This window comes from Litorimonas taeanensis, from assembly GCF_003634015.1.
Taxonomy (GTDB): domain Bacteria; phylum Pseudomonadota; class Alphaproteobacteria; order Caulobacterales; family Maricaulaceae; genus Litorimonas; species Litorimonas taeanensis.
In genome coordinates, this window is record NZ_RBII01000001.1 from 715,852 (window position 1) to 740,899 (window position 25,048).

The following is a 25,048-nucleotide window of genomic DNA, read 5'->3' on the forward strand; positions in this document are numbered from 1 at the left end:
ATGGTCGATGATAGTCATATCGACCCGGCGGAAGAGCATTATATCTCAGAGCTTCATATTGATGATGAAAGCTTACCTGTTAGCTCTGTAGAAATGCAGCACGAACGCCGCGTGGCAATATTTGATTTACTAGAAGACAATTTGTTTCGTCCCCTTGAGAGCTCCCGCGGCCCCTATATGGTCAAATTGTCGTTGATGGATGGGAATCGCCTTCATTTAGACGTCACCCGCACAAATGGTGGAGAGCGGGGGAGCTTTAAAATTTCGCTTGTCCCATTCCGACGTGTCATCAAAGACTATTTTATGATTTGCGAAAGCTATCATAATGCTATTCGAACGGCGACTTCCGCACAGATTGAAGCTATCGATATGGGGCGTAGAGGGCTCCATAATGAAGGGTCACGGATGCTGACTGATAGTTTGCGGAATATGATAGAAATTGACTTTAATACATCGCGCCGTCTGTTTACTCTGATTTGCGCTTTACACAGACGGAATTAGATATGAGCAAGCCGCAATCCGTTCTCTTTATCTGTCAAATGAATATGGTGCGCTCTCCAATGGCTGAGGGACTAATGCGCAAACATTATTCAAGTTCTTATCAGGTTAAATCATGTGGTTTATCCCAGGGCGAAGCCGACCAGCTTGTCCAATCCGTTATGTCTGAAATTGGTGTCGATATGAGCCAGCATGAACCTATGACCTTAGGCGCGTTTGAACCTAATGACTTTGATATTGTGATTGCCTTTACTTCTGCTGCTAATGAAGCGGCAAAAGCCTATTTTGAAGGTGCAAAAGCTGAAGTCCTCTATTGGCCATTACCAGATCCCGGTGAAGGGTCATTGGATGTTCGGGCTATAATGAATAATTACAGAGCGATGAGAGACGTCATAAAATCCAGATTAATCCGTCATTTTGGGGCTCCAGACACCGTTTAGGCGTAATAAACCCTGTTATATCCGTAAAAAATGCCTATATAGCCTCACGAACCCCCAATTTTGGGAATCAAATAAAGGAATAGATTTGGCTAAAGAAGAATTACTTGAGTTTGAAGGGGAGGTTGTAGAACTTCTGCCTAACGCGACATTTCGCGTCAAACTCATCAATGATCACGAAATTATCGCTCACACGGCTGGCCGTATGCGCAAAAACCGTATTCGTGTTCTTGCTGGTGACCGTGTAACTGTCGAAATGACACCCTACGACTTGACTAAAGGTCGTATCACTTACCGCTTTAAGTAAATTGCCATGCGTTTCATTTTAGCGAGCGCTTCGCCGAGGCGTTTGTCGCTGCTGAAACAAATTCACGTTACGCCAGATGATGTAATTCCGGCGGAAATAAATGAAGACCCTATTCTGGGCGAGGTTCCACGTCCTCATGCATTACGACTTGCGAGCGAGAAATGCGCGGTAATCGCCGCTCGTGAACCCGATTCTGTTGTGCTTGCTGCCGATACTGTGGTCGGGGTCGGCAGAAGAATATTGCCCAAAGCCGAAACCCCTGAACAAGCCCTCGAATGTTTAAAGCGACTAACTGGGCGTGCGCATCAAGTGTATACGGGCATAGCAATCTATTCTCCCAATAAAGGCCTTCAAAGCCGCGTTGTAGAAACACGTTTGAAATTCAAAACGTTGTCGCCTCAAGAAATTGAATATTATCTTGCCTCCGAAGAATGGCACGGCAAGGCAGGCGGGTATGGCATTCAAGGTTATGCTGAAGCCTTTATACAAAAACTCTCAGGTTCATATTCTAATGTGGTCGGTTTGCCTTTGACTGAGACACGACATTACCTTTTAGAGCATGGGGTAATAACTCCATGAAACGTAGGGCCGTAATAGAAGAGGCAATAGGGGAAACACGTGCAGCCGTTTATGAAGGCCGCCGCCTCGTTGAACTCCATTTAACTCGCGAAACCGAGGCAGGCTTACCACAAGCCGGTGATATATATGTTGGGCGCGTCACACAGCTAGAACCTAGCTTGAATGGAGCTTTTTTGAAACTGGGCGCGAATTTAAGTGGGTTCGTAAGTTTCGCGAATAATCGTGGAATGCCTAAGCTTGTTGAAGGACAGTTGATTGAGGGCGTAGTTGCTCAAGCCGCTGGTGAGGGGAAAGCCTGTCGTGTTCGGTTCTCTCAAGTCATCACATCAGGCGATGTTGGGGTGGTGAAAAAAACGACACTGAAGGAGAGACTATCATCTCGTTTTGAAGCTATCTCATTCGATGAGGCGTCAGTTTCTGTAATAGATGAAGCGACAGAACGAAAAATTTCGCTAAAGGGAGGGGGAACGGTCACATTTGACCAAACAGAGGCTCTCCTCGCTATTGATGTTGATAAAGCCCAAGGTGGTAGCGCTTTAGAGGTTTGTCTAACTGCATTAGACCTTATTGCTGCGCAGCTGAGATTAAGAGGTTTAGGAGGATTAATCGTTATCGATTTTCCAAATTTACGCCAAGCAAAACATAGAAATCAACTTTTGAAGGCCGCGGAGCGCGCTTTTGAAAATGACCCTGCTATTGTAAAACTTGCCACATTATCCCGATTTGGGTGTTTAGAGATGACGCGTTCCAAAGACTACCCTTCACTGGATAGTTTGATGAACACTCGTTTTGGAGAGGCGACGGCGGAGACCCGTGCCATTAGAGCGCTAAGGCAATTGGAAAGAGAGGCGTTAGCCAATCGGGGAGCGAATCTAACCTTATCCGTCGACTCCGGCATTTCGTCTTGGCTTGAGAGTAATGTGATTGATTGGAATGACGCGCTTCATGCGCGCATCGGCGCGCGCTATAAAATTAATGTAGTGGATACTAAAGGTTTTTCTGTACAAGCGGATCGATAATATGCCTGAAACAAAGTGTACGATTTGCAAAACTAAACCCGTTTCAGAGGCGTATAAACCTTTTTGCTCTAAACGTTGCGCAGATGTTGATCTTGGTCGTTGGTTGAAAGGTGGGTACTCAATACCAAGCGATGAGCGGCCACCTGATCCTATTAATGATGCCTAGCTCCTACCGTTCAATGAGATAATCAAATAAGTCTTTATTGTCGCTGAAATAGTCGTTTAGTTTTAATTTCTTGCTTTCTGATTCCAATATATTCGCGTCTGTGTAAGAGAAGGCGCTGACTTTTATATTATCCCGTTGATATTGCCGAACGAGTTCAGGCCAAACTTGACCAGCTGGCACGCAAACATGAGTCAAAATACGCCTTAAGTCCCCACGAAGCGGGCCATCCACAAACCACCCAGAGCGCTCTCCGACAACTACTTTTCTGTCTGGACGAGGGATATGACCTTTTTGAGCAAAGAAAACATGATGGATAGCGCGAGTGTTACGTCCCGGTCTTCTGCACCAATGGCTGAGGCATAATTGTTGGTCAGGTTTGATATCGTTGAGCGCATATAAAACTTCGGGTAGCCAGCTAACCCAAACCACTCTGTTTTCCAGCTTATAGGCCATGACTAAGGCGTATATTGCCTCTTCAAATCCAGCATCTTTGATGTCTATAAGAAGTGTGCAATTTTTATTGGCATGGTCTGCTATTGCTTTGAAGAGAGCCTCTGCTGTTGGCATCTGAGAGAAGTCTCCGCCTAACGCATTTATTCCATCCGCCATCAAATCACAAATGTGATGCGTTTTTCCTTGAGCGTCTTTGGCATGTTCATCATGGTAAATTAGGGGGGTGCCACAACGTGTGACCCGAATGTCAAATTCAACTTGTTTGACGCCAAACTCTAATGCTGCGTTTAACCCGTCAATCGTGTTTTCCTTATCTGTAAAGCCTCTAAACCGATGTGAAATGAGTGCGCTAAATTCAACCATGAATATGGCATAACAGTTCGAGGCGAAACTTCAAAGGGATATGAGTTTAACGGATGTCGAATCCACCCCAAAGCACAGAAAAGGCTTCGCAATGAATCACGACACTTTCATAGTCAGATAAGTCTATTGTGTCTGGGATAATGTAACTTTGCTGTCCTTTTTTAGACTTTAACACGCCGATTTTAACACTGGTTTGATCAACAGTCTCGCCTTCGAGTTCTGATACAGGCTTTTTTGAAAGATAGACTTTCAAATCAGGGCCGCCTTTAGTTTTAAAATCATCCGAAAATTGAATTTCATACCCGTTTTCGCTTTTAGAAAGCATGGCTGTGCCGTCAATTTTATATCGTTTTTTTTCAAATTTATGTTGTGATGATTGAACGGTATTGGCGTTTATTTGCGCCACGGCAGTTCCTGCTGAAAGAATAGAAACGCTAAAAATAGCGGCTGTGATAATAGATGTAATTTTCATGATTTTCTATTCCCACAAATATATCTCAAACACCAATCACATGGCCGTGAAAATGAGGTGTTCAAAAACTCTGTTTTTGCCGCGGGGCTCGCGATTGTTTGCTTTGTTAGCGGTTTTACTAAGGCATACCCCCAACAAAGGCCTCCGTGTCGCCTAGGAAAGGCTTAGCGACTCTAAACTTGCGACAGCCGCATCCAAATTGCGGACAGATGATGAGTTTAGCTATCTCATCAACGAAGAGGTATTTGTGACAGGGGTGTCCCACCCATTCATCCACATCATGATACCATTGATAGGAACATTTTAGGCAGGTGATATGCAGCCGCTCATGCGGTTCCATATCTTGTAATTGAGTTTCACTTTGCCAAGAGAGTGTCAAAAGAAGTCCTCCGCTGCTGGTATGCGTGTGAAAGAGATTTTACCGCCTGCTAGAGAGCCGGCTTTCATGGGCCATGGACCAAGGGATATGGCTGTTCTTCCAAACCGTCTGTTTAAGTCGTCCGTTGTACGGGTTAGCACTTCCCATCTTTGCCGAGTGCTGTCGTCATAATGTAAGAGATCGAGCTGTCGTTCTTGAACATCGTAGAGGTCAACAAGCACAACTCCGATTTGATAAATACGATCACATTCATTGATGACGGATGCTGCGCGCTCCCATAATTTCATTAAGGCTCCTAATATAGCTTGGTCGTCTGAGACATGGGGTAAGGAGAGGCTATCCCGATAGGTGCGATTATAAAGGGCAGCTGTAAAATAAAGTCCAGCCGCCCTAAACCCATCTCTGCGCATCCGCCTGGCGGCTTTGGTGAGTAAGATACGGCTAAAAGCTCTCACATCAGGTACGGCCCGCTCATCAGGAGGGAGAATACGGGAATGCCCAAACATACCGCGCTTAGAAGGTTGGGCTTTGACATCATAACCGTGAAGAGCATACCAAAGCCGCTCACCATTCACATTACCCCAGAGTTTTCTGATTTGCTTGGGCTCGCTCTCCCAGAGCCGTGTCATATTCACGATTCCTGCTGAATACAGCCGGCGTATATTGCCTGGGCCAATGCCAGGAATGTCATCAAAAGACAGAGAGAGTAAGGGCCCTGGCAAGTCATGAGGATGTAAGATCGTTAGTCCGTTGGGTTTGTCGAGCTTACAGGCAATTTTGGACAACATACGATTGGCACTCATACCAATAGAGCAGGTAATTTGTTCGCCTATGGCCTGCCTTATGCGAGTTTTGATAGCTTGTGCTAAGCTTTCAGGGTCACGCTGCCCGCCCGCATCAACGATGCAGGTAATCTCATCAATTGATTTTCGCTTATCAATGGGTATGACTCTCTCAATTTCATTCAAGAGCGCGTCTTGGGCACGGCGGTAAAGGTCTGGCTTTTGGGCAACGAGAATGAGTTCGGGACAACGCTCTTTCGCTTCTTGGGATTTCATGACATTGGTAAGGCCTGCAGCCTTGGCCTCTTTAGAGCACGCAATCATTGCGCCTGGGTAAATACCGCGATGGTCTGGCTTTGTGGCCCCTTCAAAAGCGACAACCCCTACAGGGCGTCCGCGCAATAGCGAATTGCATTGCTGTTCGACCGACGCAAAGAACCCGTCAAAGTCCAGATAGAGGCTTTCAATGTTAGCAACACTTCTCATAGGAAAACTTTCCTATTGCAAGGGCCGGGAACATTGCAAGAACAAAAAGGCTTTGTTCCTGTGTGTAACTTTAGTGCCACCAAATTTTATACAGGAACCGCATAAATTTAGAATAAAAATTAGAGCTAACTAAATACTCAAGTTAATGCGCCGCAAGTGAGGGCAAAAGCGATCAATATAGTAAAAGCTAAAGTAATATGAAAGGAGAGGAAATGGTGCCCGAACCTGGATTTGAACCAGGGACACACGGATTTTCAATCCGTTGCTCTACCAACTGAGCTATTCGGGCATTGAATGAAAATGAATGTCTCACTTTCAAATCGAAGCGCCTTATAGGGAATGGGTTTTCCTCTGTCCATGCCCAATTTTGTGTTATTTCTTTATATTTTCACATAAGGCTTTTTCAGCAAGAAAACATGATTTCACCCATGAATCTCCTTTATTTCTAGTTATGTTAGCGCTAACTATTTATAAGATTGAAAAAACACAAACCGAAGTTGGTAATTTATAACAGACTGTGACATTGACGCAGGGTATTTACCTAAACGAATCTCTTTTTATTTTTCCAGGTGCGAAATGACTGAACTTTCTAAATCTCAACGTGAACATAGAGACATGGCAAATGCCATTGCCGCCTTGTCTATGGATGCCGTTCAAAAGGCGAACTCTGGCCATCCAGGCATGCCAATGGGAATGGCAGATGTTGCTACAGTTCTGTTTTCTAAGTTTTTAAAGTTTGACCCAAAAGCACCAAATTGGGCTGACCGAGATCGGTTTATTCTGTCGGCCGGACATGGTTCAATGTTGATTTATAGCTTGTTGCACCTGACAGGATATAAAGCTGTGACGATGGATCAGATTAAAAACTTCCGTCAATTAGGCTCAATTACAGCGGGCCATCCGGAATATGGCCATGTACCTGGTGTGGAAACAACAACGGGTCCATTGGGGCAGGGGATTTCCAATGCTGTTGGTTTTGCTTTGGCTGAACGTCATTTGAATGCGCGCTATAGCGATGACCTTGTTAATCACTACACTTATGTCATTGCAGGAGATGGCTGCCTAATGGAAGGGATCAGTCAAGAGGCTATCTCTCTGGCTGGCCACTTGAAGCTAAACAAATTGATCGTCTTCTGGGATGACAACAACATTACAATTGATGGTCCAGTTACTCTGTCGGACTCTACGAGCCAAAAGAAACGATTTGAGGCAAGTGGTTGGAAAGTTATTGAAATTGATGGTCATAACCCAACGCAAATTGCCAATGCTGTGCGGCGGGCACATAAATCTGATGTTCCAACCCTTATTGCCTGTAAAACGGCAATTGGGAAAGGTGCCCCTAATAAAGAAGGAACAAACAAAGCTCATGGATCACCATTAGGAGATGATGAAATTCAAGCGACGCGTGACGCACGCGGCTGGCCTCACGCTCCATTTGAGATCCCTAGCGATGTATACAGCCTTTGGAAACGTCCTGGCCGCAAAGGCCGTAAGGCCCATAAAGCCTGGGAAGAGCGGCTCAATGCATCAAAACAGGCCGACGACTTTAAGCGGTCTATGGCAGGTGGCTTAAATGAAGGGTGGCTCGAAAAGTTCCAAAGCTACAAAGACAGTATTGCCGTAGAAAAGCCGACCATGGCGACTCGTGCTTCTTCGGGTAAGGCTTTGATTCCACTCACAGAAGCCCTGACAGATATGATATCTGGTTCAGCAGATCTGGAAGGGTCAAATAAAACAAAAACGCCTGCAACTTCGAATGAAATCCAAGCCGGAAATTACGGGGGGCGTTACATAAATTATGGCATCCGTGAGCATGGCATGGCGGCGGCTATGAATGGTATGGCGTTGCATGGCGGTATTTTACCGTATTCTGGCCTATTCATGGTATTTATGGATTATTGTCGTCCTTCCGTCCGCTTGGCTGCACTTATGGGTATACAGTCAATTTATGTGGCCACGCATGACTCTATTGGCGTTGGCGAAGATGGCCCAACACATCAACCTGTGGAACATTTGGCGTCCCTTAGAGCGATACCAAATTGCTATACTTATCGACCTGCGGATGCGCTTGAAACTGCAGAATGTTGGGAGTTGGCCGTGCAGCGCAAAGATAGCCCGTCGATTATGGCACTTACACGTCAAAACTTACCCGCCATACGAGATGATGCTTCAACCAATATGTGTGCCCGCGGAGGTTATGTCCTCAGGCCGGGTGCAGGAGCCGATGATATTGTTTTAATCGCATCAGGATCCGAAGTTAGCCTTGCGGTCGAAGCGCATGAACAGCTAGCAGAGCAAGGTATATCAGCCCGTATTGTCTCTATACCCTCAATGGATATTTTCTTAGAGCAAGACGAGAAATATATTCGTTCCGTCTTGGGTAAGGCGCTGCCTAAGATTGCGATTGAGGCAGGCATTCGCCAAGGGTGGGATGCCTTAATTGGCCGCGATGGTGGATTTATTGGTATGGATAGTTTTGGTGCTTCTGCCCCTGGCGCACAGCTGTTTGAACATTTCGGCATAACCGTCGAAGCGATAGTTGAAATGGCAAAGTCTAAGGTTAAAGGCTAAATTATGCACGAACTGCCTGGAAAAGTTTTTGTCACAGGACAGCTTTTACCTGAGCAACTGATTGACCTCCATGAGAAGGGGGTTCAATCACTCATCAATAATCGACCCGAACGTGAAGCGTTAAATCAGCCCACATCTGATGAAATCGAATCCGCCGCGCTTGCCATAGATATGCCTTATAATTTCATACCTATGGCAGGCGGGCTTTCACTGGAAATTATTGAAGCTAGTGTAGAGGCGTATGGTGAAATGCCTCGGCCGATTGTGGCTTATTGTGCCAGTGGGATGCGCTCGGCAGCGCTTTGGGGGTTTGCTCATGTTAAATCTATGGGAGCAGACAGCGTTATCGAGGCTTTAAACAATTCCCCGTATAATCTAGAGCAGATTTATCCTTCGCTCAGAGCTTTTTCCCAAGACGAAGGTGGTGCATAAGCGCCAGAAACGGAAACTTTACAATGAGCGTGAAGCACTCTTTTAAACAGCATTTTGAATGGCTCGATGGCTATTCGACCTCTGTTTTAAGTGATGATTTGATTGCTTCTGTTATTGTTTCTATCTTGCTTGTTCCACAATGCCTAGCATATGCTTTGCTGGCGGGACTGCCCCCGCAACTAGGCATTTACGTATCAATCTTTCCCCTAATTGCTTATGCTCTACTGGGGTCTTCTCGGCAGTTATCAGTTGGCCCAACTGCCGTCATTTCTCTTATGACGGCAGCATGTATTGCAACATTGCCAGAAGAAACACGCTTGGTAAGCGCCGCACTATTGGCATTTATGACAGGCATAATGTTGATGATTGCAGGGCTTTTACGAGGGGGGTTTCTCATGAACTTTGTTTCTCGCCCTGTGGTTTCAGCCTATATAACAGGGGCTGCCCTTCTTATCATCATCTCCCAAATCAAACACATTTTTGGAATTTCAGCATCAGGAACGACTGCATTAGGACTAGTGACCTCCTTCTCTAGCAATTTACCGAATGCAAAACCCATTGCCATGATAGTGGGGATATCGGCCTGTGTAATTTTGTTCTTAGTTAACCGCTATATGGCTTTTGCTTTGGTGAAGACAGGTGTCAAAGCTAAGCTCGCTAAGCTTATATCTAAACTTACACCGATTGCGGTTATTTTTGTTTATATCGGTATAAGCTCTAGCTTTGGTTTATATAAAAATTACGACTTATCAATCGTTGGGATGGTGCCAGGAGGACTGCCGCCATTTGCTGTGCCTACGCTCTCATTTGGAGCGATGGAAGGGTTGCTCATGTCAGCCGCTGTTATTGCTATTGTGGCCTTTGTGGATAGCACATCTACGGCTCAAGAATTCGCAGCTCGTAATCGAACAAAATTAGACACAAATCGTGAGTTGTTGGGGCTTGGAGCTTCGAATTTTGTTGCTGGAATGACAGGAGGTTACCCAATCAATGGGAGCATGTCCCGCACTGCCGTCAATGTATCGGCTGGCGGACGGACGCCGATGGTAAATATATTTACAGCGCTTTTCATGGCTTTAACGGCATTATACTTAACCCCTTTGCTAAAAGCTTTGCCCCTAGCCGTCTTAGCGGCATTGATTATTGTCGCTTGTTTATCTTTATTAGACTTCAAAAATATTTGGCGGACTTGGGTGTACAGCCGCGCAGATGGCATGACAGCAATGGCAACCTTCCTCTCTGTGCTAATGTTCGGTGTGCAATGGGGTGTGTTGATAGGTGTAATTCTGGCAATGGCACTACATATTCGTCAAACTTTGCGGCCGCATATAGCTGAAGTTGGTCGCTTTCCGGGTACTGAGCACTATCGTGATGCTTCGCGTTTCATTGTTGAGACAAACGAGCAAGTGAAGACGCTGCGAATAGACGAGAGCCTTTATTATGCAAATGCAAGATATCTAGAAGAGCGCGTTTCGGAACTAATTTCTAATAGTCCTGAAATGCGTGACCTTGTGCTGATGTGTACGGCTGTTAGCCGAATTGATGCTAGTGCACTCTCTAGTTTGCACGAAATTAATAAGCGCTTGAAAATGCTAAATATCGACCTACATTTTTCCGATATGCAAAGCCGCGTGAAAGAACGCTTGTTTCGTTCAAATTTGTTGGATGAATTGAGTGGGGAAATTTTTCTTTCGCAACATGATGCGATGGAGGCCTTAAGGCCTGAGCCTGATTGGTCGCAATTTTCCGATCATATTGATATTCATTAGGCGGACCTAGTCCGTACCGTTGCACAAAGTGCATTTTCAGATTTACGACAACATTTTAATCCGTTAGCAAGGTAGGGAACCGGCGGTGAAGCGCGACATCTCGCGATCCTGCCACAAAGAGAGAGAAGACCATGCCGGACACGGAACCGTCCGGCTCCGCGACGCCGACGGTATCTGACCAAGGCAAGCGGAGACGGTCCCGCAGGCGAGCCCGTAAAAACGGGCAGGCGTCTGCTACATTTGCGGCCTTAGACTTAGGGACGAATAATTGTCGCCTTCTAATTGCCAAAGAGCATGGTGAGAGCTTTCGTATAATCGATAGCTACTCAAAAGTTGTGCGTCTTGGTCAGGGTTTAGCGAGTAGTGGAGCTTTATCGCAAACAAGTATGGATGCAGCGGTTGAAGCGCTAGGCGTTTGCGCGCGGAAAATGAAATCCAAAAAGGTGAAACGCTGGCGCTGTATCGCTACTGAAGCCTGCCGCCGTGCGAGTAATGGAGAAGCCTTTCTTAAAAGGGTTAAAGAGGAAACGGGTATTTCTCTTGAAATTATTTCTCCCCGAGTCGAAGCCAGATTAGCGGTTATGGGATGCATTAATCTTGTGGACCCCACAAAAGATGTTGCTTTGGTTGTAGATATTGGCGGGGGGTCGACAGAGTTAAGCTGGGTGGACATACGTAAGCTACGCGACCCTAACCATGAAATGCGCATTCATAGACCGCCAATAAGCGCTTGGGCATCCTTACCTGTGGGGGTTGTCACGCTTTCAGAGCGTATCCCTGAGACCGATGACCGAGAAACTTGGTATGAAGAAATGAAACAACTCGTACGAGATACAATAGATGAGGTGGGTTGCAGCACGCGGTTCACGCGTAGTTTCGAGCAAGGCAAAGGTCACATTATCGGAACCTCAGGCACCATTACGTCCCTCGCCAGTATTCACCTTAAACTTCCTTATTACCAAAGAGATAAGGTCGATGGCCTTTGGTTCCGATCTTCTGACGCTGTGAAAGTCGCGCGTGATATGGCCAGCCGTAGCCCCCTTGAGCGAGCGAAGGAGCCATGTATTGGGGCTGATCGTTCGCGTTTGTTAGTGGCGGGTTGTGCCATTACGGATGTACTTTGTGAAAAGTGGCCCAGCAAAATGATCCGAGTCGCAGACAGAGGACTTCGAGAAGGCATGCTAATGGGGTTAATGAATCTCAAGCAGAGTGTTAGGCAATTACCATCTGAGGTAAGAGCGAAAAATGAGACTGAGACGGTCTTGTCTGTTAAAGCTGATACTGAAACGACGCTAGATACAACAGGACTAAGCCATGACGGGTGACACTCCAAAGCGCATGAGCGGATCAAAGCCGACATCCCCTAAACGCGGCCGAAAAACGCCTAAGGCTGACAAAGATAATGCGACGCGCATGATGCATAAAAAGGTTAAAACGGCTCGCGGGCGTAAAATTTCCTCTAAGTTATGGATCGAACGCCAAATTAATGACCCTTATGTGAAGGAAGCCAAGATAAAAGGGTATCGTTCTCGGGCGGCATTTAAATTGGAAGAGCTTGATGATAAATTTGGTCTTATAAAAAAAGATAGCCTTGTTGTTGATTTGGGCTGCGCGCCAGGCGGTTGGGTTCAAATCGCGATGAAGCGCGGCGCTGAGCAAGTTATCGGTATAGATTTATTGCCAGTGGATGTTATCGCAGGAGCAACGCTACTTGAATATGATTTCATGGCCGAAGATGCGCCTGACAAGATAAAGAGTTTATTAGGTCGCGCTCCTGATGTGGTTTTGTCAGATCTTGCGGCCAATACGACAGGGCATAAAAATACTGACCATTTGAAAACCGTCGCGCTTGTAGAAGCGGCAGCTGATTTTGCTATGAGAACTTTACGCCCAGGGGGACACTTTGCGACAAAGGTTTTCCAAGGCGGCGCTGAAAAAAGATTATTAAGTGAGCTGAAATCTCGTTTTCAGACGGTGAAGCACGCAAAGCCAAAATCCTCTCGGGCCGGAAGTCCTGAAATCTATTTGGTGGCACTAAATCTTCAAAATCCGAAATCAGACTTAGAAGGCATATAAAGCTAGAATAAGTCTATAAAATTGTGTTTTAGATTTGCGAGTCTTAAAAATTACTGATAACCCCCGCTTGCAAAAGAGATAGGAGACTCCCATGGAGATTCGAGAAGGTTTAACCTTCGATGATGTCCTTTTGCAGCCTCAGGCTTCAGACATCTTACCCGCAGATGCTGTGTTGAAGACACGCCTCACAAAACGCATTTCTATTAATGTGCCGCTTGTTAGCGCTGCAATGGATACTGTGACCGAAGCAAACTTAGCGATTGCAATGGCTCAAGTTGGAGGCATTGGTGTAATCCATAGAAATTTGTCAATTGATGAGCAAGCCGAAGAAGTCCGGAAGGTCAAAAGATACGAATCAGGGATGGTCGTAAACCCGATTACTATTGGTCCCAATGCAACGCGTGCCGAACTATCTGCGCTTGGTAAGCATCATAATATTTCTGGTATTCCTGTTGTGGAAGAGAGTGGAAAGCTAGTTGGAATAGTCACTAATAGAGACGTCCGTTTCACAACCGACCCACATGAGCTGGTTTCCAACTTAATGACCAAAGAGCTTGTCACGGTCAAAGCTGGAGCTTCAGAAGATGAGGCGAGGGCGTTATTACATAAACACCGGATTGAGCGCCTATTAGTTGTAGATGACAATTATCACTGTGTTGGCCTTATCACTGTCAAAGATATGGATAAAGCAGAGAGCTTCCCTAATGCTTGTAAGGATGAAAAAGGGCGATTGCGGGTGGCCGCGGCTTCGACTGTAGGTGAAGCAGGATATGAGCGTGCAGTTGCGTTGTTTGCTGCGGGTGCTGATGCTGTGATTATCGATACAGCGCATGGGCACTCTTCTAAAGTAATTGAGACAGTAAAACGGCTCAAAACTGACTATCCTGATGCACAAGTCATTGCAGGCAATATAGCGACTGCCTCAGCAGCAAAGGCTCTTATTAAAGCTGGCGCCGATGCCATTAAGGTTGGCATTGGTCCTGGCTCCATTTGCACGACACGCATTGTGGCTGGCGTAGGCGTGCCGCAATTAACAGCGATTATGGATGCTTGCTCTGCCGCAAAAAAAGCGGGTATCCCTGTTATAGCCGATGGCGGTATTAAGTATTCTGGGGACATGGCTAAGGCTCTGGCGGCTGGAGCAGAGTGCGCAATGGTCGGCTCTCTTCTGGCTGGCGCGGAAGAAACTCCTGGTGAGGTATTCCTTTATCAAGGTAGATCTTACAAATCTTACCGTGGGATGGGGTCTGTTTCAGCAATGGCACGTGGTTCCGCGGATCGATACTTCCAAAAAGAAGTCAATGACTCTATGAAATTGGTTCCAGAAGGGATTGAAGGCCGTATAGCCTATAAAGGCCCCGTAGGCCCTATTTTACATCAACTCTTGGGCGGGATTCGAGCAACGATGGGTTATACTGGATCTCGAACAATTCCAGACCTCCATAAGAACGCAGAGTTTGTAAGAATTACCAATGCAGGACTCCGAGAAAGCCATGTGCATGATGTGCATATTGCGCGCGAGGCACCAAATTACTCGATGCCAAGCTAGGGGTATGAAATGGAAGACAACGCCCTTTATTTACCAATCCTCGTTCAGGTAACGCTTTCTGTTTCCATTCTCTTTTGGCTGGCGTGGTCTCGCGTAAGTCGAGTTGCAAAAGAAGGTATCAAAGAAATACGCAAGACAGGTTTTCCTGTTCATGTTGTAAATGCAAGCGACAACTATAAAAATCAGTTCGAACTCCCCGTTTTGTTTTACGTATTATGTTTGTTTTTCATTCTGACAGAAACAATAACGCAAACTATCATCGTTTCAGCTTGGGTGTTTGTGGTGGCGCGTATCGTTCACGCCTTCGTTCAATTAACAAAGAACATAATCTTTCCTTGGCGTTTCCTTAGTTTCTTAGTGAGTACGCTCGCTGTGACTTTTCTTTTATTACATGCGTTTATACAGGTGTTTTCATAATGCGATTAGGTGGACGTATCCAAGCTGCTGCGGAGGTGTTGAAAGACATTCTGGAGCGTAAGACCCCGGCGACTATGGCGTTACGTGACTGGGGAAAAGCCCACAGATTTGCAGGGTCAAAAGATCGTTCTGCAATTGGCAATTATGTTCACGACGCCTTGCGGTGTAAAAGCTCTCTCGCGTTTCGAATGGATGACGACAGTCCTCGTTCTCTTGCTTTGGCATCGGCTGTGTTTATGGGCGGAAGAACCGTTCAAGAATTAATGGACGCATTTGAAGGGGACGAACATGCGCCCACAATGCTTTCCAATGACGAGCAAGCTAAACTCTCTGGAAGCATAAATATCGAAGCGGCACCAGACTGGATTAAAGCGGATGTACCAGAATGGTTATGGCCCGCCTTTGAAACCAATTTTGATGAAGAGGCCTTAACCGAAGGTAAGGCCTTAACTAGCCGTCCGCCCTTGGATTTACGTGTCAATACGATAAAGGCCAAACGAAGTGAGATCTTGAAATCTCTGAATGTTGAAAATATCAAGCCTACCGAAATTTCTCCGATTGGATTGAGGGTAGAAGCCGCTTTGGCTGATGCACGTCTGCCAAATGTTCAAATTGAAGAAGAATACCAGACTGGTGCGATTGAAATTCAGGATGAAGGCTCTCAAATCGTTAGCCTTCTGGTGGATGCAAAACCTGGTGAAAAGGTACTCGATTACTGCGCAGGCGGCGGGGGGAAGTCATTAGCTCTTGCGGCCGATATGGAAAATAAGGGCTCCGTCTTCGGTTTTGATATTGATAAAAGGCGTTTATCCCCACTTTATCAAAGAGCGCAAAGAGCGGGAGCCTCTATTATTGATGTTCGGCAGCCTCCCTCTGAGTCACTTAAAGACCTTGTTGGGAAAATGGACCGCGTTCTGGTTGATGCTCCATGTACTGGCGTAGGAACATGGCGCCGTAAACCGGATGCAAAATGGCGCTTATCTGAAGACGCTCTTGTAAGACGCAACAATGAGCAACGTTCAGTCTTAAACAGTGCTAAAGGCTTTGTACGGCCAGGTGGTTTATTATTTTATGTGACCTGCTCTATGCTTGCCGAGGAAAACGAAGCGCAAGTCTATGAGTTTTTAGAAAACCATGAAAACTTTGCCCTATTATCCGCCGGTGAAGTTTGGGAAGAAAAATTTGGTGTAGATGCACCAAAACCATGGTCTGCCGATGGATGTAGTTTGACACTAACACCAGCATCAACTCAAACAGACGGGTTCTTTTTTGCCGTTATGGAAAGACAAAAATGACAGATACGCATGAAAAAATTGTCGATCAGCACGAGCAATTGTTGATAGTTGATTTTGGATCACAAGTTACAAAGCTTATTGCGCGCCGCGTACGAGAAAGTGGTGTCTATAGTGAAGTTCATCCCTATAATCGTGTCGATGAGGCCTTGCTTGAAAAGTTTTCTCCCAAAGCTGTCATTCTTTCAGGCGGACCAAGCAGTGTCATAGGGACAGGTACCCCGCGTGCGCATGAAGCCATTTGGCGATTAGGTGTGCCGGTCTTAGGGATTTGCTACGGTCAGCAAACTATGTGTGCTCAATTAGGCGGTTCTGTAGAAACTTCGGACGAACAAGAGTTTGGTCGTGCTGATTTAGAAGTCGTTGCCAAAAGCCCTTTATTTGAAGGTATAGCTGATGTTGGGCAAGTTGAGCGGGTCTGGATGTCACATGGTGACCGCGTTAATAAATTACCAGAAGGGTTTGAAATTATTGGAAAATCTCCAAACGCCCCTTTCGCTGCGATAGCAGATGAGGGCCGAAAGTTTTATGGCGTGCAGTTCCATCCCGAAGTTATGCATACTCAGAACGGGGCTGAAGTGCTTCGCAACTTCACTCACAAGGTGGCTGGTTTCAAAGGCGACTGGACTATGGCGGCCTTTAAAGATGAAATGATCGCAGCAATCCAATCTCAAGTTGGCTCAGGTAAGGTTATTTGCGGCTTATCGGGCGGGGTGGACAGCTCTGTTGCGGCCATACTTATTCACCAAGCCATCGGTGACCAATTAACCTGTGTTTACGTTGATACAGGCATGATGCGGAAAGGTGAGAGCGAGCAAGTCACTTCACTGTTCCGAGATCATTATGACATCAACCTTATTCACGTTGATGCAGGTAAAGAGTTTTTAGGGTTATTAGACGGGGTTAGTGACCCAGAGAAAAAACGTAAAATTATCGGTGGAACTTTCATTGATATTTTTGAACGAGAGGCCAAATCCGTTGGCGGCGCAAAATTCCTCGCACAAGGCACTCTATATCCTGATGTGATTGAGAGCGTGTCATTTGATGGTGGCCCATCCGTGACGATTAAGTCTCATCATAATGTAGGCGGGTTACCTGAGCGTATGGACTTGGAGCTCGTGGAGCCTCTACGGGAATTATTTAAGGATGAGGTGCGTGCATTAGGTCGTGAATTAGGATTGCACGATGACTTTGTGGAACGTCACCCTTTCCCTGGGCCCGGACTCGCAATTCGTTGCCCAGGTGAAATCACCAAAGAGCGTTTAGACATCTTGCGTGAGGCAGATGCTATCTATCTTGATCAAATAAAGAAACATGGTCTTTATAATGATATTTGGCAGGCCTTCGCGGTTATTCTGCCAGTAAAAACTGTTGGCGTAATGGGAGACAGTCGGACATATGATTATGTTTTGGCGCTTAGGGCTGTGACATCTACGGATGGAATGACGGCCGATTACTATCCCTATAGCCATGAGTTTTTAGGGGAGACCGCCACACGCATTATTAATGAAGTACGTGGAGTGAACCGAGTGGTTTATGATGTAACTTCAAAGCCCCCCGGAACGATTGAGTGGGAATAGAATAATCGTTTTTTGGCGGCCCGGGTAATTGATAGGGTTTACGAGTGAAATTATTTTGTCTTTCCATATCCCCATTTGCCCGGAAGGCGATGATACTATCTCGGTTACACGGTTTAGATGTAGAGGAAGTTGAGCCTAAAAAAGATAGCAAAAAAGGGTATCTAGCCGGAGATAATCCCTTAGGTAAAATCCCCGCGTTAGAATGGCAAAAAGGGCAGTTTCTTTTCGATAGTCCCGTTATTTGTGAATATTTAGATAGTCTGTCCGATACACCTTTATTGCCAAGAGATAATCATTTGCACTTCTTGAATAAGTGGCAACACGCTCTTGGTGATGGGTTGGGAGACGCTGTTTATAATTATAAACAGGAAACTGTACGACCTGAGGCGCTGCATTGGAATTCGATGATTTTACGCCATGAAACCGCTATTTTACAGAGTATCGAAACATTGGATAAGATATCACAATGGCTAGGTGATAGTTGGACATTCGGAAACGTCGCCATAATTGCCTCTTTAGATTATGCTTCATGGCGGGCGGCTCACATTAACTGGCATGAGCGGGCGCCTAATTTGGCACAATGGCATGCCAAATTTGTCAATGACCCTCATTATAAGGCCACCTACGGTTACCCTGATGCGTAAAATTTTTATCCTTCTAGTTATTGGTGTTGTAAGTCTAATTTTAGCGTGCCTTTTTTGGCCTGAAAAACGTTATAAACCGTTTGAGGTGACTGCAGACTATCAGTCCCAAGTTGACAAGTTTAGCGTACCGTCCATGCCGCAAGACTGGGTATGGAAAACATTCGATACCAGTGATGGAACTCAATTGAGATGGGGAGAAACTGGTAATCAAGGGGCCGCTGATACATCTTTAATTCTTATACCTGGCTATACGGCGACTTTATCCATGTATGGGGAGCATATTGACTTGTTAGCCGAACGAGGATTTCACGTCATTGGTTTGGACTTACGCGGGCAGGGTGGATCTGACAGACATTTCAAAAGCCAACCAGAAAAACTATGGGTCGATGATTTTTCAATCTATTCCGACGACGTTGCCGACTTCATAAAATCTCAGAACTTTAATCAGGAACAAACAATTATACCTTTGGGCATTTCATTTGGTGGGCATGTTGCTCTGCGTCTGGCAGGGGATCATCCAGGTCTAGTTGATGGATTAGCTCTTTTAGCCCCGGCAATTGAGCCAAAGGCAGGCGAAATGGAGTTTAATAAAGCTCTTAAGTTAATGAATTTCATGCGTTCTATTGGGCAATCAAAACGTTACGTTTTTGGGGGAGGAAACTGGAAACCAGTTGGCGAAGACTATACAGTTGCGGGTATTGAGCTCTGCAGTTCAAATCCCAAACGCCTATATTTACGTGACGCAGTGTTTACAAATAGGCCTAATGAGCGGGTTGGCGACGTGACAAACCAGTGGGGTGCAGAGTTTTTTGAGAGTAGCCTCTACATTCGCGAAGAAGGTTATTTAGAGAGCATTCGTGTGCCCATTTACATAGCGAGTGCAGAAATAGATAGTTTCGTTTCGAATGCCACAAATCAAATGGCGTGTCAGGACCGACTTCCACATTGTAGAGCTGTGACTTACCCTGGAACAGGGCATTGTTTACCCCAAGAATCAAATGCCGTTGTATTTTCGATATTTCAAGAAATAGAAACACTGGCAGAAAGCATTAAAGGCAAATAATTACAGGCCTTTAGAGCATCTTATTAAAGATTAAAGAAGTCAGGTACAACTCCACCAAAACCAGCATCTTTATTCTCTGGCAAACCATTTCTGTCACGTGATTTTTGTTTGTTTCTGTCCTGACGTGACTGATTTGAACTCGTTTTTTTCTTATTGGCGCTATTGTTACGTCGTGAGTTTGAAGGCTTTTCTTTTGCCCCGTTATTGCTATCCAGATGCGTTAAATCTTTTTCTTCTGAATTCTTTGCTTCTATTTTGTCGTCTGTTGTCGAAACTTTTCGCGGTGCTTTACGTCTCGATGATTTAGGTTTGCTTGATGTATCCGTTTTAACGGATTCTATTTTTGCGCCTTCCGTGTTCGAGGCTTGACTGTTAGCTTGTTTGCTATCCTCTGACTTATTACGAGAAGGTCGATTACCCCGATCAGTTCGGCCTCGATTGTTTCGAGTTCCTTTTTTATCGCTTCGTCCCCGTGATTGACGGCGTCCGCCGTCCTTAGGGAAGTCTTCTATACCCGGGACTTCAATTTCTTCGATAGAATCCACCTTAATAAGGTCAAGAATATCTTGATAGTTACGCTCATCTAGACGCGCAACAAGCATAACCGTATCGCCTTCACGGCCTGCACGACCTGTTCGGCCAATACGATGGACATAGTCTTCAGAATGGTTGGGAACATCATAATTGAAAACATGACTAACCGTGGGTACATCAAGGCCACGCGCAGCCACATCACTCGCCACTAAGAATTTAATTTCACCATTTTTGAATGACTCCAAAGTCTCTGTACGTAAGGATTGTGCTAAGTCCCCATGAATCGGCGCTGCAGACTTTCCATGAACGGAAAGAGATTTGGCGACGATGTCGACATCTTTTTTGCGGTTGCAGAATATAATGCCATTATCGACATCTTCTTGGTCTATTATCCATCTTAACGCTGTCCGCTTTTGTTTCGGATCTGAGGAGGGCATGCGGATAATCCGCTGACGTACTGTTTCAGCCGTTGTTGACTGGCGCGCCACTTGGATGGTGACAGGCTGGTGAAGAAATTGGTCAACCAGCCGTTTAATTTCATTTGGCATAGTCGCCGAGAAGAACAGTACCTGACGCGTAAATGGCGTTAACTTAAATATCTTTTCGATATCAGGTATGAACCCCATATCAAGCATACGATCTGCTTCATCAACGACAAGCGTTTGAACACCTGTCATTAAAATCTTACCTCGTTCAAATTGATCCAACAGTCGACCAGGGGTGGCAATTAGAATGTCCACTCCCTTCATCAACTTTTTGTCTTGCTCTGCAAAAGAAACGCCGCCTATCAAAAGGGCCATTTCTAGTTTTAAATATTTTCCATAAAGTTCGACATTTTCTGCCGCCTGTGCCGCTAATTCACGAGTGGGGCAAATGATAAGGCATCTTGGCATGCGTGCGCGTGCGCGGCCTTTTGAGAGCTTATGTAATGTCGGTAGAGTAAAGGCTCCTGTTTTCCCTGTGCCAGTTTGAGCTATGCCCAAAACGTCACGTTGCTGCAACGCAGCAGGAATAGCGCGCGCCTGAATAGGCGTCGGCTTCTCATAGCCCATATCATCAAGGGCTTTGAGAATTTTAGGGGCCAAGCCTAACGCTTTGAAAGTTACGTCAACGGCTTCGTCCGCAGGGACTTCTGTGATATCTTCGGAGGCGCTCAAACAGTGTCAACTTTTCGACGAAATACGGCGGGTTCGTCCCGCTTAATTCCGCGCAACATAGTCATGGATTATTCCACGTCAAGTCGTGAGACAATACAACAGGGCTGAACGGCTGAATCGTTCAAATTAAGGTCCTCACATCAATATTGCCTGTTTGAAACTTTGCTTCGCTTTGCAGAGCTTGTTTTAGATGTTTTTGGTATATCCTTCGCGGTATTTCAATTCCACCAAGGCTTGCTAGATGGGGCGTTAGAAACTGCGTATCTAATAATTGATAGCCCTGCTGATTTAGTGCTTTAACCAAACCAACAAGGGCGACTTTGCTTGCGTTGGTTCTACGTGAAACCATACTCTCTCCAAAAAAGGCCGCCCCAATGCTTACCCCGTATAAGCCCCCTATAAGTTTGTCATCCTCATAAACAGCCACTGAATAGGCATATCCTTTTTCATGCAAAGCAATATATAAACTCTCCAAACCGAAGCTAATCCACGTATCTTTTCGATCTTCAGCGAGTTCTGCGCAGAGTTCGATTACGGAAGCAAAATCCGCATTATATCGCACTGTCCAATCTGATTTGCGCATAAACTTTCTAAGCGATTTAGATATATGAAGTCCATCTAGAGGGATTACGCCGCGTAGTTCTGGGTCTAAGACAAAAACAGATGTGTCGTCCCGGGAATCTGACATAGGAAAAACGCCGTCTTTATAACACTGCAACAAAGCTTCGACGGCTGAGTTTAGATGCGTAGTTTCAGTCATGATTGCCGTTTTGCATTGAGTCTTTTGGCGTGTGTGTCTTTTTCAACTGCGCCTTAAGCTTTCGGATGTCTTGCGCATATAAAAACCCATAAGACACAGCACCCTCACGCGTATGCACTGCGTGATGTAGTCTATGGGCCTGTACAAGACGCTTTAGATATCCGTTGGGCGTGCGGATATATACGGGCCACCTTCGATGCACCAAACCATCATGCACAATGCCATACAGCACGCCATAAACAGTCAACCCAAGAGCGACCATCCAAATAACGGGGTGCCCCATAGACCCAATTATGAATAAAGTTGCAGCAATAAAACTAAAGCAAATTGTATAAAGGTCATTTTTTTCAAATGGGCCCTTTGTTTCAATGTGATGGCTTTCATGCCACCTCCATCCAAGGCGGCCATGCATGATGAATTTATGAACTATCCAGGCGAAAGCCTCCATCCCAATTACGCTCACAGTAAGAATCAATAAAGCGGTAAGCCAATTCATGTGTTTGTGGCCTTATGGTTTTTTCTAAGTGGCAGTCTCCACCAAGGCTCGTGTGGATAAAGGTGATGTTCGTGATGATAACCAAAATGAAAACATGTCAAAAGGGAGAGCAAACGGGGATAGTTATTACTACGGGCGTTATGATGATCAGAAAACGCCGTTCTTTGTCTGTGCGTAAGATAAGTGCCGAAATAAAACAGCTGAACGGATGACAACAATGCGGGGATAGCCCACATCACGATCGTATTTAAATAGCTAGCCTTCAAGACAAAGAGATAGATTAAGGTAAAGGTTATGAGTGTTAAGACCTGTCGCAACCCAAAATATTGCCGGAAAAACTTAAAGTACCAAGGCCAAAAATCATGAGGGTTTTTAGAATGAAAGTCTGGATCCTTTGAGGAACCAGAGTATCTATGATGGTCAAGGTGAGCATGTTTAAGCGTGGTCCAGTTAAACCCAGCGTAAATGAACAGAATAACGTGACCAACGACGCTGTTGAATTTTGGATGTCTCGGAAATAATGAGCCGTGCATAGTGTCATGCGCGACAATAAACACGCCTGTATATAGCCAGCACTGTAATGTAATCAGGCCAAGAGTTTGCCATAATGGCGCGTTTAAGTCGTGGACGAAGACGCTGTAGAGGTGCACGCACATCCAAGCAGAGACAATGATAAAGGCTAAACCAAGGCCATAGAGCCAATTATACGGCTTTCGACTTATGACATGCGCCTTACTCAATCAGCTTCTCATTAATTTGTAAGTAATAATACTCGTCGTTAAAAATAGCACGATAGACGAAATATAGATAACACCAAAAATTGGCAAAATATCTAAGGCCGATTGCCCTCGCTGCAGAAGACCATAATACCCCTCTATGACCCAATAATTTGGCGTAATCATTCCTGCATCTTGGAGCCAGCTTGGCATCATGAAACGAGGGACCATGGATCCGCCGATTGCAGCAAACAACAAAACGATAAAAGTAGAAACGGAATGCATTTGGGACTGCGTGCTGCAAAGTGAAGCCGTAAAGAGTGCTAAGGCCGAAGAAAGCAGTGCCGCACCGAATGACATGAGCGTTAGCGAGCCAATTAGAGACAATACTTCTAATTCAAAAAAAATGGCCGCAACAGCGATAATCGTCAAGCTCTGTATAAACCCTATAAGCGTCAAGAACAATAATTTACCCGCCAACATTAACAGGCTTCCTTTTAAACCGACCATCAAGCGTTCTGACAAGCCTGAGCGACGCTCTTCTATTGATATTGCGGCCCCTTGCATAGCTGCGAACATCAAAAACAAAATAGCGGTCGCGCCGACATAATAAGTCACCGACTTATCTAAACGATCAGAGCCCTCACGTGCCGGCATCGCCGTCAAGGTTGTAAACAAACTGTTTTGTGAGTTTCCGCTCAGAGATTCAACCTCATTGGCCTCACTTAAAATTTGACGAAGTTGCCCTTTCACAACTGATGTGGCGACCTTACGGTTTGGGTCTTCGAAAATAGTAAAATGAGGGTAGGGGGCATTTTCGTGAATGATGAGCCCAATGTCCACATCTCCTAGACGCACTTGTTTCTTAATATCTTCGGCGTCCCAATTGTCATTTGTGATAACCTCAAAAGCAGCACTTTCATGTATCGCCTTTGACAGTTGAGATGCGAGTTGAGAGTTATCATCTACCAAAAGGCCAACTCTTAAATCTAACTCACCGCCTGATGCGGTCGAGAATATAGCCGCGAAAACTGCAAAAATAAAACCAGGTAGTAGAAAAGCCAAGACGAGCGCGCCTTTATCGCGCCATAACCGCAAAGCCATAGTTTTCATCACAGCGTAAATCATTGTGATGTCTCTAAAAGGGTAAACAAGTCTGTTATATCAGGCCTGTCAAAGGAAACACTTCGGACATGTTCCTTTTGCTCACCAAGTGCAAGATTAAGATCTTTGATAAATAAGGACTCCTGCCTTGACGTTTCAGTAGTCCACTGTGTCTTAGCAACATTACTTGGCACAAACTTGAATGTTCTCAGGATGTTTTTAACAGACGGGCTTGGTAGAGAACTCAGTTTTAGATTAACTTTGAGCTTAGCTTCGAAATGAGATAACAGAATCTTTCTTGGGCTATCAAAGGCAAAGCATTCCCCGTGTTGCAATATCAATAGTTTGTCACACAAAGATTCGATGAGCTCCAATTCATGGCTCACTAAAATGACGACTTTGCCTTGCTTGGCAATTTTCCATGCTAAATGATAAACCGACTCCCTAGCAGGCGTATCAATACCAGCGGTAGGTTCATCAAAAATAATGATTGATGGATCGTGCATTATCGCTGCCGCAACATTTAACCTGCGTTTCATTCCGCCTGAAAGAGACGATACAAGGCTATTCGCCTTATTTGTCAAACCAACGGTTTGTAAGGCTTCTTGAACCCGTTCTTTGCGATGTCTGTTTTTCACCCCTATCATGCGTGCAAGGACGTCTAAATTCTCCTGTGCAGTTAAGTAAGGATAGAGGCCAATGTCTTGGGGTACGAGACCGATAAGATTGCGGCGGTCTTGTCTTTGCTTTATCGGGTGACCTTCAATTAATATTCGCCCCTGCGATTGAACGTGTCCACATAAAGCTTTGATAAAACTTGTCTTGCCAGCGCCGTTGGGGCCGATAACCCCTATAAGTTCACCAGTTTCAACATCCAAAGACAAGCTTTTGACAGCTTGATAGGCCCCATAAGAAACAGATAATTCTGAAACAGATAAGGCCGGGCT

General features: G+C 45.4%; 26 protein-coding genes and 1 tRNA gene. 17 read left to right on the plus strand and 10 right to left on the minus strand.

Translation table 11 applies throughout. The features are described from left to right. From DES40_RS03235 to DES40_RS03260, 6 genes are all read left to right on the plus strand, one after another. A complete protein-coding gene (locus DES40_RS03235; RefSeq protein WP_121099119.1) occupies window positions 1-501 on the plus strand; it encodes a UPF0262 family protein in 501 nt (166 codons plus the stop codon). A 2-nt stretch (window positions 502-503) separates the two neighbouring features. Further along, complete coding sequence (locus DES40_RS03240) at window positions 504-938, plus strand: arsenate-mycothiol transferase ArsC (RefSeq protein WP_121099120.1); 435 nt, start codon at window positions 504-506, stop codon at window positions 936-938. A gap of 85 nt (window positions 939-1,023) precedes the next feature. Continuing rightward, complete coding sequence (gene infA, locus DES40_RS03245) at window positions 1,024-1,242, plus strand: translation initiation factor IF-1 (RefSeq protein WP_121099121.1); 219 nt, start codon at window positions 1,024-1,026, stop codon at window positions 1,240-1,242. A gap of 6 nt (window positions 1,243-1,248) precedes the next feature. Beyond that, a complete protein-coding gene (locus DES40_RS03250) occupies window positions 1,249-1,821 on the plus strand; it encodes a Maf family protein (protein ID WP_121099122.1) in 573 nt (190 codons plus the stop codon). Then, complete coding sequence (locus DES40_RS03255) at window positions 1,818-2,840, plus strand: ribonuclease E/G (RefSeq protein ID WP_121099123.1); 1,023 nt, start codon at window positions 1,818-1,820, stop codon at window positions 2,838-2,840. Before DES40_RS03250 ends, DES40_RS03255 begins: the two co-directional genes overlap by 4 nt. 1 nt (window position 2,841) lies before the next feature. Continuing rightward, window positions 2,842-3,006: a DNA gyrase inhibitor YacG gene (locus DES40_RS03260; protein ID WP_121099124.1), complete on the plus strand. Its 165-nt coding sequence runs from the start codon at window positions 2,842-2,844 to the stop codon at window positions 3,004-3,006. Between the two features lie 3 nt (window positions 3,007-3,009). Here the strand turns inward: DES40_RS03260 and DES40_RS03265 are convergent, their stop codons facing one another. The 4 genes from DES40_RS03265 to DES40_RS03280 all read right to left on the minus strand — a co-directional run bounded on the left by DES40_RS03265 (window position 3,010) and on the right by DES40_RS03280 (window position 6,230). Next, window positions 3,010-3,822 carry a glycerophosphodiester phosphodiesterase gene (locus DES40_RS03265; RefSeq protein WP_121099125.1) on the minus strand — a complete coding sequence of 271 codons (813 nt, stop codon included), beginning with the start codon at window positions 3,820-3,822 and terminating at the stop codon, window positions 3,010-3,012. A 46-nt stretch (window positions 3,823-3,868) separates the two neighbouring features. Continuing rightward, the gene (locus DES40_RS03270; RefSeq protein WP_121099126.1) at window positions 3,869-4,294 is read right to left on the minus strand and encodes a DM13 domain-containing protein; all 426 of its coding nucleotides are present in this window, start codon (window positions 4,292-4,294) and stop codon (window positions 3,869-3,871) included. Window positions 4,295-4,669: 375 nt separating this feature from the next. Beyond that, complete coding sequence (locus tag DES40_RS03275) at window positions 4,670-5,941, minus strand: Y-family DNA polymerase (protein ID WP_121099127.1); 1,272 nt, start codon at window positions 5,939-5,941, stop codon at window positions 4,670-4,672. A 213-nt stretch (window positions 5,942-6,154) separates the two neighbouring features. Further along, window positions 6,155-6,230 (minus strand) — tRNA-Phe (locus tag DES40_RS03280). Between the two features lie 287 nt (window positions 6,231-6,517). On the opposite strand from DES40_RS03280, the gene tkt reads away from it, so the two are divergent. The 11 genes from tkt (at window position 6,518) to DES40_RS03340 (ending at window position 19,334) form a co-directional block, all read left to right on the plus strand. Beyond that, entirely contained in the window at window positions 6,518-8,512 is a 1,995-nt protein-coding gene (gene tkt, locus DES40_RS03290) for a transketolase (protein ID WP_121099129.1), read from the plus strand. 3 nt (window positions 8,513-8,515) lie between these two features. Beyond that, window positions 8,516-8,944 (plus strand): beta-lactamase hydrolase domain-containing protein, encoded by a 429-nt coding sequence (locus DES40_RS03295; RefSeq protein ID WP_121099130.1) that lies wholly within the window; start codon window positions 8,516-8,518, stop codon window positions 8,942-8,944. Between the two features lie 23 nt (window positions 8,945-8,967). Then, window positions 8,968-10,713 (plus strand): SulP family inorganic anion transporter, encoded by a 1,746-nt coding sequence (locus DES40_RS03300; protein WP_121099131.1) that lies wholly within the window; start codon window positions 8,968-8,970, stop codon window positions 10,711-10,713. Window positions 10,714-10,844: 131 nt separating this feature from the next. After that, window positions 10,845-12,038 (plus strand): Ppx/GppA phosphatase family protein, encoded by a 1,194-nt coding sequence (locus DES40_RS03305; RefSeq protein WP_121099132.1) that lies wholly within the window; start codon window positions 10,845-10,847, stop codon window positions 12,036-12,038. Continuing rightward, window positions 12,028-12,789, plus strand: a complete 762-nt coding sequence (locus DES40_RS03310) for an RlmE family RNA methyltransferase (RefSeq protein ID WP_233345386.1) — start codon at window positions 12,028-12,030, stop codon at window positions 12,787-12,789. The genes DES40_RS03305 and DES40_RS03310 overlap by 11 nt, the downstream gene beginning before the upstream one ends. Before the next feature lie 91 nt (window positions 12,790-12,880). Then, window positions 12,881-14,338 carry an IMP dehydrogenase gene (gene guaB / locus DES40_RS03315; protein WP_121099133.1) on the plus strand — a complete coding sequence of 486 codons (1,458 nt, stop codon included), beginning with the start codon at window positions 12,881-12,883 and terminating at the stop codon, window positions 14,336-14,338. A 9-nt stretch (window positions 14,339-14,347) separates the two neighbouring features. Then, window positions 14,348-14,755 carry an MAPEG family protein gene (locus DES40_RS03320; RefSeq protein WP_121099134.1) on the plus strand — a complete coding sequence of 136 codons (408 nt, stop codon included), beginning with the start codon at window positions 14,348-14,350 and terminating at the stop codon, window positions 14,753-14,755. Beyond that, window positions 14,755-16,050: an RsmB/NOP family class I SAM-dependent RNA methyltransferase gene (locus tag DES40_RS03325; RefSeq protein WP_121099135.1), complete on the plus strand. Its 1,296-nt coding sequence runs from the start codon at window positions 14,755-14,757 to the stop codon at window positions 16,048-16,050. The genes DES40_RS03320 and DES40_RS03325 overlap by 1 nt, the downstream gene beginning before the upstream one ends. Continuing rightward, a complete protein-coding gene (gene guaA, locus DES40_RS03330) occupies window positions 16,047-17,627 on the plus strand; it encodes a glutamine-hydrolyzing GMP synthase (RefSeq protein ID WP_121099136.1) in 1,581 nt (526 codons plus the stop codon). The genes DES40_RS03325 and guaA overlap by 4 nt, the downstream gene beginning before the upstream one ends. A 44-nt stretch (window positions 17,628-17,671) precedes the next feature. Continuing rightward, window positions 17,672-18,271, plus strand: a complete 600-nt coding sequence (locus DES40_RS03335; RefSeq protein WP_121099137.1) for a glutathione S-transferase N-terminal domain-containing protein — start codon at window positions 17,672-17,674, stop codon at window positions 18,269-18,271. A gap of 85 nt (window positions 18,272-18,356) precedes the next feature. Then, complete coding sequence (locus DES40_RS03340; RefSeq protein ID WP_170144864.1) at window positions 18,357-19,334, plus strand: alpha/beta hydrolase; 978 nt, start codon at window positions 18,357-18,359, stop codon at window positions 19,332-19,334. Window positions 19,335-19,357: 23 nt separating this feature from the next. On the opposite strand, the gene DES40_RS03345 is transcribed toward DES40_RS03340, so the two are convergent. The 6 genes from DES40_RS03345 to DES40_RS03370 form a co-directional block, all read right to left on the minus strand. Then, entirely contained in the window at window positions 19,358-20,920 is a 1,563-nt protein-coding gene (locus DES40_RS03345; RefSeq protein ID WP_121100386.1) for a DEAD/DEAH box helicase, read from the minus strand. Window positions 20,921-21,146: 226 nt separating this feature from the next. Further along, window positions 21,147-21,785, minus strand: a complete 639-nt coding sequence (gene aat, locus DES40_RS03350) for a leucyl/phenylalanyl-tRNA--protein transferase (protein ID WP_121099139.1) — start codon at window positions 21,783-21,785, stop codon at window positions 21,147-21,149. Then, window positions 21,778-22,281 carry a sterol desaturase family protein gene (locus DES40_RS03355; RefSeq protein ID WP_121099140.1) on the minus strand — a complete coding sequence of 168 codons (504 nt, stop codon included), beginning with the start codon at window positions 22,279-22,281 and terminating at the stop codon, window positions 21,778-21,780. Before DES40_RS03355 ends, aat begins: the two co-directional genes overlap by 8 nt. Continuing rightward, window positions 22,278-22,937 (minus strand): fatty acid desaturase, encoded by a 660-nt coding sequence (locus DES40_RS03360; protein WP_121100388.1) that lies wholly within the window; start codon window positions 22,935-22,937, stop codon window positions 22,278-22,280. The genes DES40_RS03355 and DES40_RS03360 overlap by 4 nt, the downstream gene beginning before the upstream one ends. An 84-nt stretch (window positions 22,938-23,021) precedes the next feature. Then, complete coding sequence (locus DES40_RS03365) at window positions 23,022-24,125, minus strand: ABC transporter permease (RefSeq protein WP_121099141.1); 1,104 nt, start codon at window positions 24,123-24,125, stop codon at window positions 23,022-23,024. Further along, complete coding sequence (locus tag DES40_RS03370; RefSeq protein ID WP_170144865.1) at window positions 24,122-24,979, minus strand: ABC transporter ATP-binding protein; 858 nt, start codon at window positions 24,977-24,979, stop codon at window positions 24,122-24,124. The genes DES40_RS03365 and DES40_RS03370 overlap by 4 nt, the downstream gene beginning before the upstream one ends. Between the last annotated feature and the right edge of the window lie 69 nt (window positions 24,980-25,048).